Below are 15,079 nucleotides of genomic sequence, written 5' to 3'. Positions count from 1 at the left end.
TGCGTACTTTTTTTAATAATGCCTAAGCTGCTTCGGCAAACCATTTAACGGCTTACCTCATGCAGCCCTGGTTTTGATTCCGCTTAATTTCGCGCCAAATTGCTTGACGGCGCTGCCTTCAGCAGGCGGCGCCTTTTCGTTTCCGCACACATTCACCTATGCTGAAGATAAATAAGGAAGACGCGCTTAACTACCACGAACAGAATCCCTCCGGGAAGATTGAGGTAGTCCCCACCAAGCCCGTCAGCACGCAGCTTGATCTTGCCCTGGCCTACTCCCCGGGCGTAGCCGAGCCCTGCAAAGAAATTGCCGCCAACCCCGACGACGTATATAAATACACTGCCAAAGGCAACCTCGTAGCCGTTATCAGCAACGGCACGGCGGTGTTGGGCTTGGGCAACATTGGCGCTGCAGCCTCCAAACCCGTTATGGAGGGCAAAGGCGTACTGTTCAAGAAATTTGCGGGCATCGATTGCTTCGATATCGAGATTGATGCCACCGACCCCGACGAGTTTATCCGCATCGTAAAGGCCTTAGAGCCCACGTTTGGCGGCATCAACCTCGAGGATATCAAAGCACCGGAGTGCTTCCGCATCGAAACGGAGCTGCGGGAGAAGATGAACATTCCGCTGATGCACGATGACCAGCACGGCACGGCCATTATCTCGGCAGCGGCGCTGCTGAGTGGCTTGGAGCTGGTGGGCAAAAAGATCGACGAGATTAAAGTAGTGGTAAGCGGCGCCGGTGCAGCGGCCATCAGCTGCCTGCGCCTGTACCTAGAGCTGGGCCTGAAGCGCGAAAATGTAGTGGTGTTCGACAAAGACGGCATCATCAATCCGCAGCGCACCAACCTCGCCGAGCTGCAAATGCAGTTTGCCACCGAGCGCCCCATCAGCACCCTGGCCGAGGCCATGGAGGGCGCCGACTTCTTCCTAGGTCTGTCGGCGGCCAATGTGCTGGCGCCGGAGCTGCTGCTGAAGATGGCCAAAGATCCAATTGTGTTCGCGCTGGCCAACCCCGACCCGGAAATTGCCTACGAAGTGGCCATGGCCACGCGCGAGGACATTATTATGGCGACGGGCCGCTCCGACCACCCCAACCAGGTAAACAACGTACTCGGCTTTCCCTATATTTTCCGCGGAGCCCTCGACGTACGCGCCACCGAAATCAACGAGGCCATGAAGCTGGCCGCCGTGCGCGCCCTCACGGAGTTGGCCAAGGAGCCGGTACCGGAGATGGTGAACAAGGCCTACGGCGACAACACGCTGAGCTTCGGCCGCACCTACCTAATTCCGAAGCCGCTCGATCCGCGCCTCATCACTACCATTTCGCCGGCCGTGGCCAAAGCCGCTATGGAAAGCGGCGTAGCTCGGCGCGAAATCAGTGACTGGCACGCCTACGAAGATGAGCTTCGCTCGCGCTTGGGTGTCAACCAGAAGCTGATGAACCGCATTACCTCGCGGGCCCGCGCCACGCCTAAGCGCGTGGTGTACCCCGAGGCCGACAACTACAAAATCCTTAAGGCGGCCCAAATCGTGCACGACGAGGGTATTGCCACACCGATTTTGCTCGGCAACCGCGCCAAAATCGAGCAGATTGCCCGCCAAAACTCGCTAGACCTTGAAGGCTGCGAAATCATTGACATTTTGGAGGACGAGGCCAAGCGCCACGAGTACGCCGAAATGCTGTTCCGCAAGCGGCAGCGCAAAGGCATTACGCTCTACGAGGGCAAGCGCCTGATGCGCGAGCGTAACTACTTTGGGGCCATGATGCTCGACCTAGGCGAAGCCGATGCCTACATCACCGGCCTTACCAAGGACTACGGCAAGAGCATTTTGCCGGCGCTGCAGATCATTGGCGTAGAAGATGGCGTGCAGCGCGCCGCGGGCATGTACATCATCCTGCACAAAAAGGGTCCTTTCTTCTTTTCCGATACCACCGTCAACATCGACCCAACGGCCGAGGAGCTGGTTGACATCATTGGCCTTACCGCCCGGGCCGTGCGCTTTTTCGATACGGAGCCGCGCATTGCCGTGCTGAGCTACTCCAACTTTGGCTCGAACACTGGCCCGCTGCCCGATAAAATGCGCCGCGCCACCGAAATGGCGAAGCGCCGCTTCCCCGACTTGATTCTGGACGGCGAGATGCAAGCCAACACCGCGCTGAACCCGCACCTGTTGCGCGAGCATTATCCCTTCTCGGAGCTGGCCGAAAAAGGCGCCAACACACTTATTTTTCCGGGCCTTACCTCGGGCAACATCGCCTACAAGGTGCTGCAGGAAATTGGCGGTGCCGAGGTAATTGGGCCTGTTTTGATGGGTATGCGCAAGCCGGTCCACATTCTGCAGCTGGGCGCCTCGGTGCGTGACATCGTGAATATGACCGCCATTGCCGTAGTCGACGCGCAGACTTATAACCATCCGCTGTAACTTAAAGCACCCGCTTCTCGTCAGGAGCACCTAGCCCAATGGTTGAGCTTGCTACACCTAGGGCCAGCGTGCCGGCGCGGAGCGGGTGCTTTGCGTTTGCGCTTTTTTCGCCTAAATAAATTAGCCAGAAGCTACCGACGTTGGGATAAAAACCAAGCACCTCGTGTTTCTTAGCTTCACACGCATACTAACCCACGACACGCGGGCTTAACCCCTGCTGCTACCGCTCTATGATAGCCTACCTCGACGGTAAGATTGTCTACAAAGACCCAACGCAAGTAATCATCGACGTGCAAGGCGTCGGGTACGAAGTAAAGATTTCGCTGGCCACCTATTCCAAGCTCCCGGCCGAGGGCGACAAAATCAACCTCTTCACCTACCACCACATCAAGGAAGACGCACAGGCACTCTACGGGTTTCTCGACCCCAACGAGAAGGCCCTGTTTATGCACCTGATTTCGGTGTCGGGTATTGGACCGGGCACGGGCATCGTGATTGTGTCGTCGATGTCGGTGAGCGAGATTCGCCAAGCCATCATTCAGGAAGACGTACGCTCTATTCAGGCCATCAAAGGTGTAGGGCCCAAAACGGCGCAGCGCATCGTGCTCGACCTGCGCGACCGGCTCCGCAAAGATGAATTGTTGGCCAAAGCGGGCGTAGAAACCGTGCCTTTGGCCAAGCAGCACAATACCAACCGCTCCGAAGCGTTAGCCGCATTGGTTACCCTGGGCTTCGCGCGGGCCGCTGCCGAGAAAACGCTCGACCAAATTCAGCAGCGACACGGCAACGATCTGAGCGTGGAGGATTTAATTAAATTTGCTCTTAAGTCGAATTAGTCTTTCCTGGGCCTTCGGGCCCTTTTGTTTCGCCTTTGCTTGACACCTGGTACTAAGAAGTACGTTGCCGCTTTTTCTTCTGTTGCCGTAGCCTTCCTGCTGACCTGGTGGTCGCAGGCCGGGCCGGCGCGGAATCGCACTTTCGAGTTTTCGCAACTGTGGAGCTGGTTGCGGGTGCGGCCGCATGGGCCTTTGCTCGCGTTGCCCGATACCACGCGCCCCGCGGCCGATACGGCGCGTTACCGCAGCAGCCGACGCCCCAAAGTGGCTCCGCGCGACCGGCAGGGCAACTTCCTGACGGAGCGCCGCCGCTCGCCTTTGGTGCTGCCGCTACCCTCCAACGTGAAGCCGCAAATCACGGTGAGCGACTCACTCGACTACGTGGACGTGGAGGAAAATATCGGTACCGACCTCGACTACCGCGCCCCGGCCCGTTTGTCGTTTCGCGAGTTTGAGCGCCTGCAGCAGCAGCAAGCCATTCGCAACTACTTCCGGACCAAATCGGAGGGCGGCGTGGCCGGCGAGGCGGGCAATGCCACCGCAGCCAAGCGCCTGATTCCGAAAATCGCGCTGGCACCGGGCCTAGGTCGCATTTTCGGTGGCGAGTTCATCGACATCCGGCCCAACGGCGCGGCTACGATTTCCCTAGGTTGGCGCCAGAACTTCAACGACAACCCGGCCCTTACGCTGCGCCAACGCCGCAACGGCGACTTCAACTTCCAGCAAAACTTCAATCTGAACCTCACGGGCCAGATTGGCGACAAGATGCGCCTGCTGTTTAACTACGACACGCGCGCGGCTTTCGACTTCGAGAATCAGATTAAGGCCGACTTTACGGGTTACGATACCGACATCATCCGCAAAGTGGAGATGGGTAACGTGTCGTTGCCGCTGAACAACTCGCTGGTGCAAGGCGGGCAGAACATGTTCGGCATCAAAACGCAGCTGCAGTTTGGCAAGCTGAGCGTAACGGGCGTGGCTGCCCAGCTGCGCGGCACCGCCGACGAGGTGCGGGTGCAAAACGGCGCCCAAAGCCGCAACTTCGAAATCAAAGCCTCGCAGTACGAAGCCAACCGGCACTTCTTCCTATCGCACTTCTTCCGCGAGCGGTACGATGCCGTGCTGCGCAACCTGCCCACGGTGCAAAGCGGGGTCGAGATTCGTCGCTTGGAGGTGTACATCACCAACGACAACCGCACCACCGAAACCCTGCGCAACGTGGTGGCCTTGCAAGATATAGCCGAGCCGCGCCGCCTTTACCGCAGCAACTTAGCCAAGCCCGGCCGCGAGCTTGCCCCGGCCAGCAACGACGTCAACCAAACGCTGGAGCTGGCCCGCCGCGGGCCGCGCGACGTGCAGCAGATTGACGGCTACCTGCAAAGCCAGAACCTGACCAAAACCGTTGACTACGAGTTGGTGCGGGCCCGCAAGCTCGATCCGCGCGAGTACACCTTCAACGCGCAGCTGGGTTACCTCTCGCTGAACACGCCGCTGCTGCCCGAGCAGGTGCTGGCTGTTTCGTGCGAATACCTGTTCAACGGGCGCACCTACCAGATTGGCGAAACGGTTACCGAATACGGCAACGTGCCCGACACGGGCGTCATCTTCCTGAAGCTGCTGCGCGCCACCAACCCCGGCGTTGGCCTGGCCGACCCTGCGCAGAACCCTAACAACGACCGCCTGCAAACGCGCAATTTGCCGGTGTTCGATTTGATGATGAAGAACATCTACGCGCTGAACGCCTCGCAGCTCAGCCGCGACCAGTTCCGCCTCGACATCATCTACAAGGACGACATCACCGGCCTCGACTTATTGTCGTTGAAAGAGGGCGAACGAATCCAAAACGTGCCGTTGACGCAGGTTTTCAACCTCGACAACTTAAACCCCAACAACGACCGACCCTCCGACGGCAACTTCGACTTCTTGCCGGGCCTAACCATCGACCCGGAACAGGGCCGCGTTATTTTCCCGGTGATTGAGCCGTTTGGCTCCTACCTGCAAACGCAGTTCAACCCGAGCGAGGATGCCCTCATCCGCCGTTACGTGTACCCCGAGCTGTACACGCAGGTGCAAAGCGATGCGCAGCAGCGGCAAGAGAAAGACAAGTTCTTCCTGAAGGGCCGCTACGCGGCTACTTCGAGCGACGAAATTACCCTGCCCGGCATTCGGATTCCGGAAGGCTCGGTGCGCGTATACTCGGGCTCGACGCTGCTGCAGGAGGGCACCGATTATCAGGTGTTCTACGACCAGGCCAAGGTAAAAATCCTGAACCCGAGCTACCTGAACTCGGCCAACGAGCTGCGCGTGCAATTTGAGCGCGACGCCGTGGTGCAGGTGCTGCCGCGCAAGCTGCTGGGCGCCCGCCTCGATTACCGTGTGTCGGAGGACCTCAACTTTGGGGGTACAGTGCTGCACCTGCTCGAAAACCAGGCACCCGGCATCAATCGCGTGAACATAGGTGAAGAACCGGGCAACAACACCATTTACGGCCTCGACGTGAACATGCGCCGCGAATCGCGGGTGCTTACCAAGTACCTCGATGCGCTGCCGTTCGTGAGCACCAAGGCGCCTTCGTCGGTTGCCTTCAGCGGCGAGTTTGCGCAGTTTGTGCCGGGGCAGTCGAAGCTGGGCCGCGGCGAAGACGGCGCCTCTTACCTCGATGACTTCGAGAATGCCCGCACGCCGTTTACCCTAGGTGGTCTGAACTCGACCAGCACCTGGCGCTTGGCCACTACCCCGCTTCCCCTAGGTGCCAACCTGCCCGGCCTGCAATACAGCTACCGCCGCGCCAAGCTGGCTTGGTACACCATCGACCAGACGTACTTCACCAACGGCCGCTCCAAGCCGGGCAACATCGGCGTGGAGGACCTGAAAAACCACTACTCCCGCGGGGTAACGCGCTCGGAGGTATTCCCCAACCGCGACAACGGCGCCCTAGGTAACACCTACGAAAACACCTTCGACCTGGCCTACTACCCTACCGAGCGCGGGCAGTACAACTACTCGCCGCGGGTTTCAGGCGATGGACGCTTTTTGACCTCGCCAGCGGCGTCGCACTACGGTGGTATTTCGCGCGAAATCACGTTCGATACCGATTTCGACAATGCCAATGTGGAGTACTTGGAGTTCTGGCTGATGGACCCCTTCATCAAAAACCAGAGCGGCAAGAACTACAATACCGTTGACGACTCGGACCCCAGCACACCCAGCGGCCCGAACACCTCGGGCGGCGAGCTGTACTTTAACCTAGGCTCGGTATCCGAAGACCTGCTGAAAGACGGTGTGTACGAGTTTGAGAACGGCTTGCCCGATACCAACGACCAAACCAACGTGCAGCGCACGGATTGGGGGCAGGCTACGCGGTTGCAATTCCTGACCGATGCCTTCTCCACCGCCCCCGGCGGCCGCGAGCGGCAGGATATAGGCCTCGACGGCTTGACGCAAACCGAGGAGCAGCAGTTCTTTGCCAGCATTCCGGGCTACAGCTCCTTCGCCGACCCCTCGGCCGATAACTTCCGCCACCACCTCGACGGCTCCTTCGATCAGGCCGACGTGAAAATCCTAGGTCGTTACAAGGATTTCAACGGCATGGAGGGCAACTCGCGCGCCGACGGCACGCAGAGCTCCACGGCTTACCCCGACAAGGAAGACCTGAACCGCGACAACGTCATCAACGACACGGAGCGCTACTACGAATACCGCGTGCCGCTGCGCCCCGACCAGTTACGCGTGGGCGAAAACTTCATCGTCGACCAGGTTACGCGCCCTGTAAACGGCGACCAGGTAACGTGGTACCAGTTCCGCATTCCGATTCGGCAGTACTCGGGCATTCAGGGTGCCAACAGCGAGTTCGGCTTTAAATCGATTCGCTTTATCCGGATGTACCTCACCGGTTGGCAGCAGCCCACGGTACTGCGCTTTGTGCAGATGCAGTTTGTGGCCAACCAATGGCGCCGCTACCTAGGCGTGATTGCGCAGCCCAACAGCGGGCAGCCCATCAACGTGACGAACGACGCCGACGCCTTCGCCATTTCGACGGTGAGCGTGGAGGAAAACGGCGCTACCAGCGGCCAGAGCGACGCCATTCCGTACGTAACGCCGCCGGGCATTCAGCGCGACCGTGAGTACGGCTCGAGCACCGTAAACCGTCAGCAAAACGAGCAGTCGTTGCGCCTGTGCGTGGAGGGGCTGAAGGACGGCTACGCCAAAGCCGCCTACAAAAACGTGAACCTCGACCTGCTCCGTTACAAGCGCCTGAAGCTGTTTTTGCACGCCGAAAGCGAAAACCGCAACCTGCAGGACGGCCAAACCCAAGGCTTTGTTCGCTTCGGTACCGACTACACCCAGAACTACTACCAGTACACGCTGCCGCTGGAGGTTACTCGCCCCGGCGCTACCACCGCCGACCAGATTTGGCCCGTAGCCAACCGCATCGACATTGCCCTGCAGGACTTCATCGATGTAAAAGCTGAGCGTAACCAAGCGCGGGCTAGCTTCTTGGTACCCTACTCCAAGACTTTGGCCAACGGAGCCGTTATCACGGTGCTGGGCAACCCCGATTTGAGCGCCTTGCAAGGCCTGATGATTGGTGTGCAGAATCCCTCCGACAACGGCCAGGGCCCCGACCAGTCGCTGTGCCTCTGGGCCGACGAGCTACGCGTGCTGAATTTCGATCAGAACCCCGGCTGGGCCGCTACGGCACGCTTCAACACGCGCCTGGCCGACGTAGCTAACATTACGGCTACCGGCAGCTACACCTCGGTGGGCTTTGGTGCGCTACAAGACCGTCCTTCGCAACGCTCGCTCGACAACATTGCCCGCGGCGACGTGAATGCCGCCGTAGCGGTAGATAAATTCTTGCCCGAGCAGTTGGGCCTGCGTGTGCCGGTGCTGTTGCAAGCCGGCCACGAAAGCCGCTCGCCTAAGTACGACCCGCTCGACCCCGACACGCCGCTGGAGCAGTCGCTGCAGAAGTTCGACTCGGAGCAAGACCGCGCCGCTTACCGCCGCGAGGTAACCGACCAAACGCGCAGCCGCTCCATCAGCCTGCTGAACGTGCGGAAGGAACGCAACAACCCCGACAAGAAGGTGCGGCCTTACGATGTGGAGAACCTAGCCGTGAGCTACTCGCTTACCGAGCGTTTGCACACCGATATCCGCACCGACCGCGACTTTACCCGCACCTACACCGGTGCGCTGGCCTACACCTACCAGCCCACGCCCAAGTCGTATGCGCCGCTGAGCGCGGTAAAGGCACTCGACTCGCCGTACCTGAAGTTTTTGCAGGAACTGAACTTCACGCCCCTGCCCTCACGCTTTGCTTTCCGCGCCGACCTAGACCGCCGCTACAACGAGCGTTTCTTGCAGCGCACGCTGGTACCGGGCGAGGTACCCTCGCCCGATGGTATACCGGGTGTGTTCCAGAAAAGCTTCTTCATCAACCGCATTTACGACCTGAAGTGGGACCTCACGAAAAGTCTGATTCTGGATTACACCGCCAACAACCGCAGCAGTGTGGATGAAGGCATTGGTCGCTCCATCGGCGATTCGCCGGAGGCCCAGCGCAACCAGGATTTGCTGCGCCGCAACTTTCAGCGCGGCGGCCGCACCACTAACTTCAACCAAACCATTGCCCTTACCTACCGCCTGCCGCTTGATAAGTTTCCGCTTACCGATTGGCTTTCGGCCGACACCCGCTATGCCGCTAACTACTCGTGGCAAGCGGCCTCCACGGCGTTGCGGGCTCCGGTTGGCGGCCTGAACGACACGCTTACTCAGCGAGTCAACATCGGCAACACAATTCAGAACAACCAGGACATTAATGTCAACGGCCGCATCGATCTGGTGAAGCTGTACAACAAGGTGCGCTTCCTCAACATCATCAACAACGCTCCGGCCCCAACTGCGCAGCGCCGGCAGCCCGGCTCCGAGATTGAGCGCCTGCGCCGCGGCAACGCGCCCGATGCCCTAGGTGCCCAAACGCCCGAGGCCGCCGACTCGGCCAAAGGTCCCGAGTTGCGTGCCCTGAAAGCGGTGCTGCGCTCGTTGATGACGGCCCGCTCGCTGAACTTTACTTACACCCGCACCTCGGGCACGCTGCTGCCGGGCTACCTGCCGGGTACCCGCTTCTTCGGCCTGAACACCGACTTCTCGGCGCCAGGCATACCGTTTATCCTAGGTCAGCAATACGACCTCGACTACCTGTACAACCGGGCCAACTCGCGCGGCTGGTACACGCAGCGCAGCGACCTATTGAACACGCCGCTGAGCTCGTTGCAAACGGAAAACCTGAACGCCCGCACGGCTTTGGAACCTTTCCGCGACTTCAACATTCAGCTCGACATCCGACGCCAGAAAGTGCGCAACCGCGAGGTGTTTTACCGCTTGGCCGTCGATACCATTAACCTGCAGCCCTTCATCGACCCAAATACTGGCGAGTTTGCACTGGCACCGCGCTTGCCGCTCGGTTCGGGCACGTTCAGCACCTCGTTTTTCGCCCTGAACACCTTGTTTGGCGACGTAAACCGTCAGAATGCGTCGAAGTCGTTTAACCGGTTTGTGGCGAACCGACAGCCCGTACGCGAGAGCCTGCAACAGGCAAGCCAAGAAGCTGGTATCAACAACGGCTACTATGGCTACAACTCGCAGGAAGTGCTGATTCCGGCCTTCATCGATGCATATCGTGGCCGCTCGTCGTCGGGGCACAAGGCTAAGCGTTTCAACCCGTTTGGCCAGTTGCCGCTGCCCAACTGGCGCATCGACTACAACGGCTTGGCTAACCTCCCTTTCGTGCAGCAATACCTACGCTCGGTATCGATTACGCACCAGTACTCCTCGGAGTACCAGGTTTTGGGCTACACCACCTCTACGCTCTACGACCGTGAGCCGCAAGGCTTCTCCGAACAGATTAATCAGGATAAGCTGTATGTACCGTACTACGTGGTGAACCAAGTAACCATTACTGAACGCCTGACGCCGCTAGTGGGTATCAACTTCCAGACGCTGGAAAAAGTAAACGGCCGCGTGGATTACGGTTTGGAGCGCAACCTGTTCCTGAACACAACCAATGCGCAGGTAACCGAGCTACGCAACAAAACCCTCACCATTGGCCTAGGCTACACCACCAACCGCTTCCGCATTCCGTTCCGCATCGGGGGTGAGCAGCGCGTACTTCGCAACGAGCTCAACGCCCGCCTCGACCTCTCCATCCGCGACAACGTGACGTTCCAGCGCAGCATCGTGGATATCGCGCGCCTCGACCCCAGCACCGGCGACCCGGGCCCAATAGGCCGCGCCGAGCAGCAGGTTACCAACGGCAACCGCCAATTTCAGCTGCGCCCCACCATCGATTACGTCGTTAACCAGCGCCTGAACCTGCAGTTCTTCTTCACGCGCAACGTGTCGCAGCCGAAAGTGGTGAGCAACTCCTACAAGAACGCCGCCACCGAAGGCGGTATTCAGTTGCGCTACAGCTTGTCGCAGTAAAAGCCAAGTAGCAACCAAGCGGGCCCGGTACGCCGTATGTGCGTGCCGGGCCCGCTGCTTTTTATGCGGCACCTAGGCTGCGCACAAAGCGCCTAAAGCTTACCTTTGGCCGCGGCTAAGCCGCAACTCCCATTCTACATTTCCGTTTTTGCCTGACATGAACCTGCCCAGCACCCTGAAGTACACCAAAGAGCACGAGTGGATCCGCGTTGAAGGTGATGTTGCCTACGTGGGCATCACTGATTTTGCCCAGAAAGAGCTGGGTGACATCGTGTACGTGGACATCGACACCGTTGACAAGGAAGTAAGCAAAGACGAAGTATTTGGCACGGTTGAGGCCGTGAAAACAGTATCCGATCTGTTCAGCCCGCTCACGGGCACGGTGTTGGAAGTAAACCCTGCCTTGGGCGACGCTCCCGAGACGGTAAACTCCGACCCCTACGGCGACGGCTGGATGATCAAAATCTCGATCAGCAACCCTGCTGAAATCGACGAGTTGCTGACGGCCGAAGCGTACGGTGAACTGGTAGGCGCTTAATTACACCTGCCGAAGCCATGACCCAACCGCGCACTATTTTGCCCGGAAGCCGGGTCTGGCTGCTGCTATCCGTAGCCTGGACGGCCTTTATGCTCTGGGGCACGCTGAGCCCACTGAATCAGCTGCCACCGCTGCCCCACTGGGAGCTGCTGTCGTTCGATACTGCGGCCCACGCCGGCATGTTTGTGGTTACGGCCGTGCTCTACATCCTTACTGCCCGCCGGCAACGACTTTACCCGAGTTTGCGCCGGCGGGCTTTTTGGTGGGTGCTGGTGGTGTGCACCCTGCTTGGGGCATTCATCGAGCTGGTGCAAACCTTCATGGACCTCGGCCGCCTAGGTGAGTGGACGGATATGATCAGCGACAGCCTAGGCGCTGTGGCTGGCCTGCTGCTGATGTGGCTTATTCGCCGCTGGTGGGATGTACCTGCCTCCACGCATGCCGCCAAAGCCAGCACTCATGCCTAGGTGCTGCAGCCTTTGCTCACTAGGCGCAGCCTTGCTACTCGGGCTTGTACCTAGCCGCAACGCCACCGCTCAGGACATGCAACGGGTGCGCCAAACGGTGGCGTATTTAGCCAGCCCCAAGCTCCACGGCCGCGGCTACGTGCAGCGCGGCGACCGTAAAGCAGCCAATTACATCAGGCGCCGTTTTGAGGCCCTCAAGCTAGAGCCGCTTGCCCCCGATTACTTTCAGTCGTTTCAGCTGCCGGTGAACACCTTCCCCGGCAAGCTGCAGCTTACGGTAGGCAAGCACCCGCTACGCGCGGGCGTGGACTTTATTGCCGAGCCATCCTCTGGCCCGGGCAGGTTGCGCGGCCCAATAGTATCGCTCGATACGCTCATCTTCACCAACGAGCAAGCAGGTTACCGCTTTTTGACCGATTCTTTGCGCGGGCGCATACTGGTGCTGCGGCAGCGCGATGCCGAACGCATACGCACGCTGCCCGCTGCTTTCGAGCGCCACTTAGCCTCGGCTGCCGCCCGCATTGTTCTCGTGCCCGACAAGCTTACGGCTTCCGTAACGGGGCAACAAGCTGCGCAGATTCGTCTGCAGGTATTGGCCAGCCGCTGGCCCCAGCAGATCACGCCAAGAACAACGGTGTCGCTCGATGTGGCGGCCCAATTAGAGGCATCGTATACCACCCAGAATGTGGTGGCAATGGTGCGGGGCAGCGTGCAGCCCGACTCCTTCCTGGTTGTCACAGCGCACTACGACCATCTAGGGCGCATGGGCAAGCGCGCTTATTTTCCGGGCGCCAACGACAATGCCAGCGGCACAGCCATGCTCCTGGAGCTAGCCGCCTACTACGCCGAGCACCGCCCTAGGTACTCGGTGGCTTTTCTGGCATTTGGTGCCGAAGAAGCAGGCTTAGTGGGTTCGCGCTACTTTGTGCAACAGCCATTGAAGCCGTTAAGCAGCATCCGGTTTTTGCTGAACTTCGACTTGGAAGGCACCGGCCAGGCCGGTGCCACTGTGGTAAACGGGCGTCTGCACGAGTCGGAATATCAATCATTAGTACGCCTTAACCAGCAAGGCAAGTACTTGCCCGATATCGCACCTAGGGGCCGCGCTGCCAACTCCGATCATTACCCCTTCTCTGAGGCCGGTGTTCCTTCCTTCTTTGTGTACCTGCGCGGCACGCCCACGCACTACCACGATGTATACGACCGCGCCGCAACCTTGCCGCTCACAGGCTTTCAAGGTATATTCAGGCTAGCGACGGAGTTCTTAAACCAGCTGCAAGAGCAGCGTTAGCAATTGCCTTGAGCCTTGTCGACACACTGCTTACAACCCGGCATAAAGCAATCATCCCAGAATCATCCGAGGTGGAACGGACAATTCTGGGATGTATAAAACAGCGGCTTTGCAGCCAAGCTGTTTAGCTATTGCTGCGCAGTGAGCCCATTACTTGCTTGGCTACCGATTCCCACTCCGGCTTTTGGCGGTCGGGGCAAGAGAAGGTGCACATCAGCAGACGGCCTTCCACGTCAGTAAAGAAAATCAGGTTGTAAACCTGGTGGCCCAGCTCAGGCTTCATCATTTCGATGAAACCAACTTTGCGACCGTTGATTTCGCGCACACCGTCGGCGAAGAACGTGGCATCGGAGTACTGCTTCCGGTACGTCTTCATAAAGTTGGCCGCATACATGTCCACCATGTCCTGGTCGGCCGTGTTATCGGTGTAGGAGAAGGACAGGCTAGCGTGCGAGGTGTTGGTGTAGATGACGCTAGGACGGCTCTGCGCTTTGGCGTAGAGAAAATCCATCTGCTGCTCGCTCATCACCTCGAAACCTTTCGGGATCAGAATCTCAACACGCTCGCTCAGAACGCGCTTTTTGATGAGCTCCACTTCAGCGAAGGGCCGGGCGGCCATAAGCAGCACTGCAAGGCAGAGCAACGGGGCGAGTAGAACTTTTTTCATCATCTAAACCGAAAAAAAGTGGAAATCTTTCTAGGTAAACTACCGAAGACTACGTAGGCAGTCTGTTTGGATAACACAATTTAGGAAGAAACACTCACAACGCAAGAACTTCATACAAAAATAATTTCGTGCAAGTCGTTCCTGTGCTGTTCGCGAAGCAAAATTAGGGCTTAAAAAGCTGTAAACCCACATTCTGCAAAAATTTCCTTTTACTGTTGAGCTTGGATTAAGCTACTTACGCTTCCAAACATCCATTGGTTTGAATCTATAGAAAAGATCCTAAAATGCTACCCTGACCGTTACTAACGGGCGTTAGCACTTATAGAATATTATTGAGTTGCTCTTTAATTTTTTCAAGCTCCTCCTTCATCCCAACCACTAGATGCTGGATGGTAGAATCGTTGGCTTTGGAACCAATTGTGTTGATTTCGCGGCCGATTTCCTGCGATATGAACACTAGCTTTTTGCCGCTGGGCTCGGGCAGGTGCACGGTTTCGGTGAAGTAGTGCAAATGGCTGATCAGGCGCACTTTCTCCTCTGCTATATCAAGCTTCTCTATATAGTATAGGAGTTCCTGCTCAAAACGACTTGGGTTGAACTGGTCGTTCTGCAACAACTCCCCGAGCCCATCGTGCATGCGGCGACGCACGTTCTCGAGACGGGTAGGATCGTGGCGCTCCACATCGGAGAGCAAGATGCGGATACGGTCGATGTAGCTAAGGATTTCGGTAGTAAGGGCCTGCCCTTCGGTACGGCGGAAGTCCAATACCCGGTCGAGGGCATTTTGCACTAGCGGCTGCAGGTCATCCCACGACAAAGCCAATTCTTCTTCGGAGGGGGCAGCTGCTTCGGCGGGCGTTTGCACCACGCCGGGCATGCGCAAGGCCAGCTCCAGCAAATTGCTCGCGCCGTCGCCTAGCTCCTGCGCTACGCTTTGCAGCTCTTGGTAAGCGGCTAGCAGAGCTTCGCGGTTGAGGGTGGCGCGCGAGCGTGCTGCCGCCGGCCGCGTAATGTCGATGCTAACGTTAACCTTGCCGCGCACCAGTTGGCGGCTGATCAGGTTGCGCAGCTCTAACTCGTGGGCGGCAATGGAGCGCGGGGTGCGCAAGCCAAGGTCCAGTCCTTTGGAGTTGAGCGACTTGATTTCGATTGTGACGGTGTATTGCTCAGTTTCGTAATGAGCAACCCCGTAGCCAGTCATAGACAGGAGCATAGGTAGGGCGCAGTAGAAGGAGGCGCAAAAGTAAGACCTCCTCGCAGATGTTCAGCAAGTTGCGCAAAGCGCGTAACGCAAGGGTAATCGTGGCGTCATGGTAGCATAACTGCGGCTTCATATTGGCATAACAGCATCAAAATAGCTTTGCGA

General features: G+C 58.4%; 8 protein-coding genes. 6 read left to right on the top strand and 2 right to left on the bottom strand.

Annotated elements, in window-relative coordinates; genetic code table 11:
• The first annotated feature begins 158 nt into the window (after positions 1 to 158).
• The 6 genes from ASU33_RS06450 to ASU33_RS06425 all read left to right on the top strand — a co-directional run bounded on the left by ASU33_RS06450 (position 159) and on the right by ASU33_RS06425 (position 13,046).
• Entirely contained in the window at positions 159 to 2,429 is a 2,271-nt protein-coding gene (locus ASU33_RS06450) for an NADP-dependent malic enzyme (RefSeq protein WP_173664830.1), read from the top strand.
• A gap of 230 nt (positions 2,430 to 2,659) precedes the next feature.
• On the top strand, positions 2,660 to 3,265 hold the full coding sequence (gene ruvA / locus ASU33_RS06445) for a Holliday junction branch migration protein RuvA (protein WP_059069419.1): 606 nt from the start codon (positions 2,660 to 2,662) through the stop codon (positions 3,263 to 3,265).
• Between the two features lie 39 nt (positions 3,266 to 3,304).
• Positions 3,305 to 10,750, top strand: a complete 7,446-nt coding sequence (sov, locus tag ASU33_RS06440) for a T9SS outer membrane translocon Sov/SprA (protein ID WP_286130420.1) — start codon at positions 3,305 to 3,307, stop codon at positions 10,748 to 10,750.
• A gap of 157 nt (positions 10,751 to 10,907) precedes the next feature.
• Complete coding sequence (gene gcvH, locus ASU33_RS06435) at positions 10,908 to 11,288, top strand: glycine cleavage system protein GcvH (RefSeq protein ID WP_059069417.1); 381 nt, start codon at positions 10,908 to 10,910, stop codon at positions 11,286 to 11,288.
• A gap of 17 nt (positions 11,289 to 11,305) precedes the next feature.
• Positions 11,306 to 11,755, top strand: coding sequence for a VanZ family protein (locus ASU33_RS06430; RefSeq protein WP_059069414.1), 450 nt, complete (start codon positions 11,306 to 11,308; stop codon positions 11,753 to 11,755).
• A 31-nt stretch (positions 11,756 to 11,786) separates the two neighbouring features.
• Complete coding sequence (locus ASU33_RS06425) at positions 11,787 to 13,046, top strand: M28 family metallopeptidase (protein WP_059069413.1); 1,260 nt, start codon at positions 11,787 to 11,789, stop codon at positions 13,044 to 13,046.
• Between the two features lie 124 nt (positions 13,047 to 13,170).
• Here ASU33_RS06425 and ASU33_RS06420 read toward each other — a convergent pair whose 3' ends face one another.
• Together ASU33_RS06420 and ASU33_RS06415 are read right to left on the bottom strand one after the other, a co-directional pair.
• The gene (locus ASU33_RS06420; RefSeq protein ID WP_149867078.1) at positions 13,171 to 13,713 is read right to left on the bottom strand and encodes a hypothetical protein; all 543 of its coding nucleotides are present in this window, start codon (positions 13,711 to 13,713) and stop codon (positions 13,171 to 13,173) included.
• A 319-nt stretch (positions 13,714 to 14,032) separates the two neighbouring features.
• Positions 14,033 to 14,926, bottom strand: coding sequence for a YicC/YloC family endoribonuclease (locus ASU33_RS06415; protein ID WP_059069411.1), 894 nt, complete (start codon positions 14,924 to 14,926; stop codon positions 14,033 to 14,035).
• Between the last annotated feature and the right edge of the window lie 153 nt (positions 14,927 to 15,079).

The sequence above is a fragment of the Solirubrum puertoriconensis genome (assembly GCF_001483135.1).
Taxonomy (GTDB): Bacteria; Bacteroidota; Bacteroidia; order Cytophagales; family Hymenobacteraceae; genus Solirubrum; species Solirubrum puertoriconensis.
The sequence above is the reverse complement of the archived record's forward strand: the minus strand, read 5'-3'. Positions and strand labels throughout refer to the sequence as shown.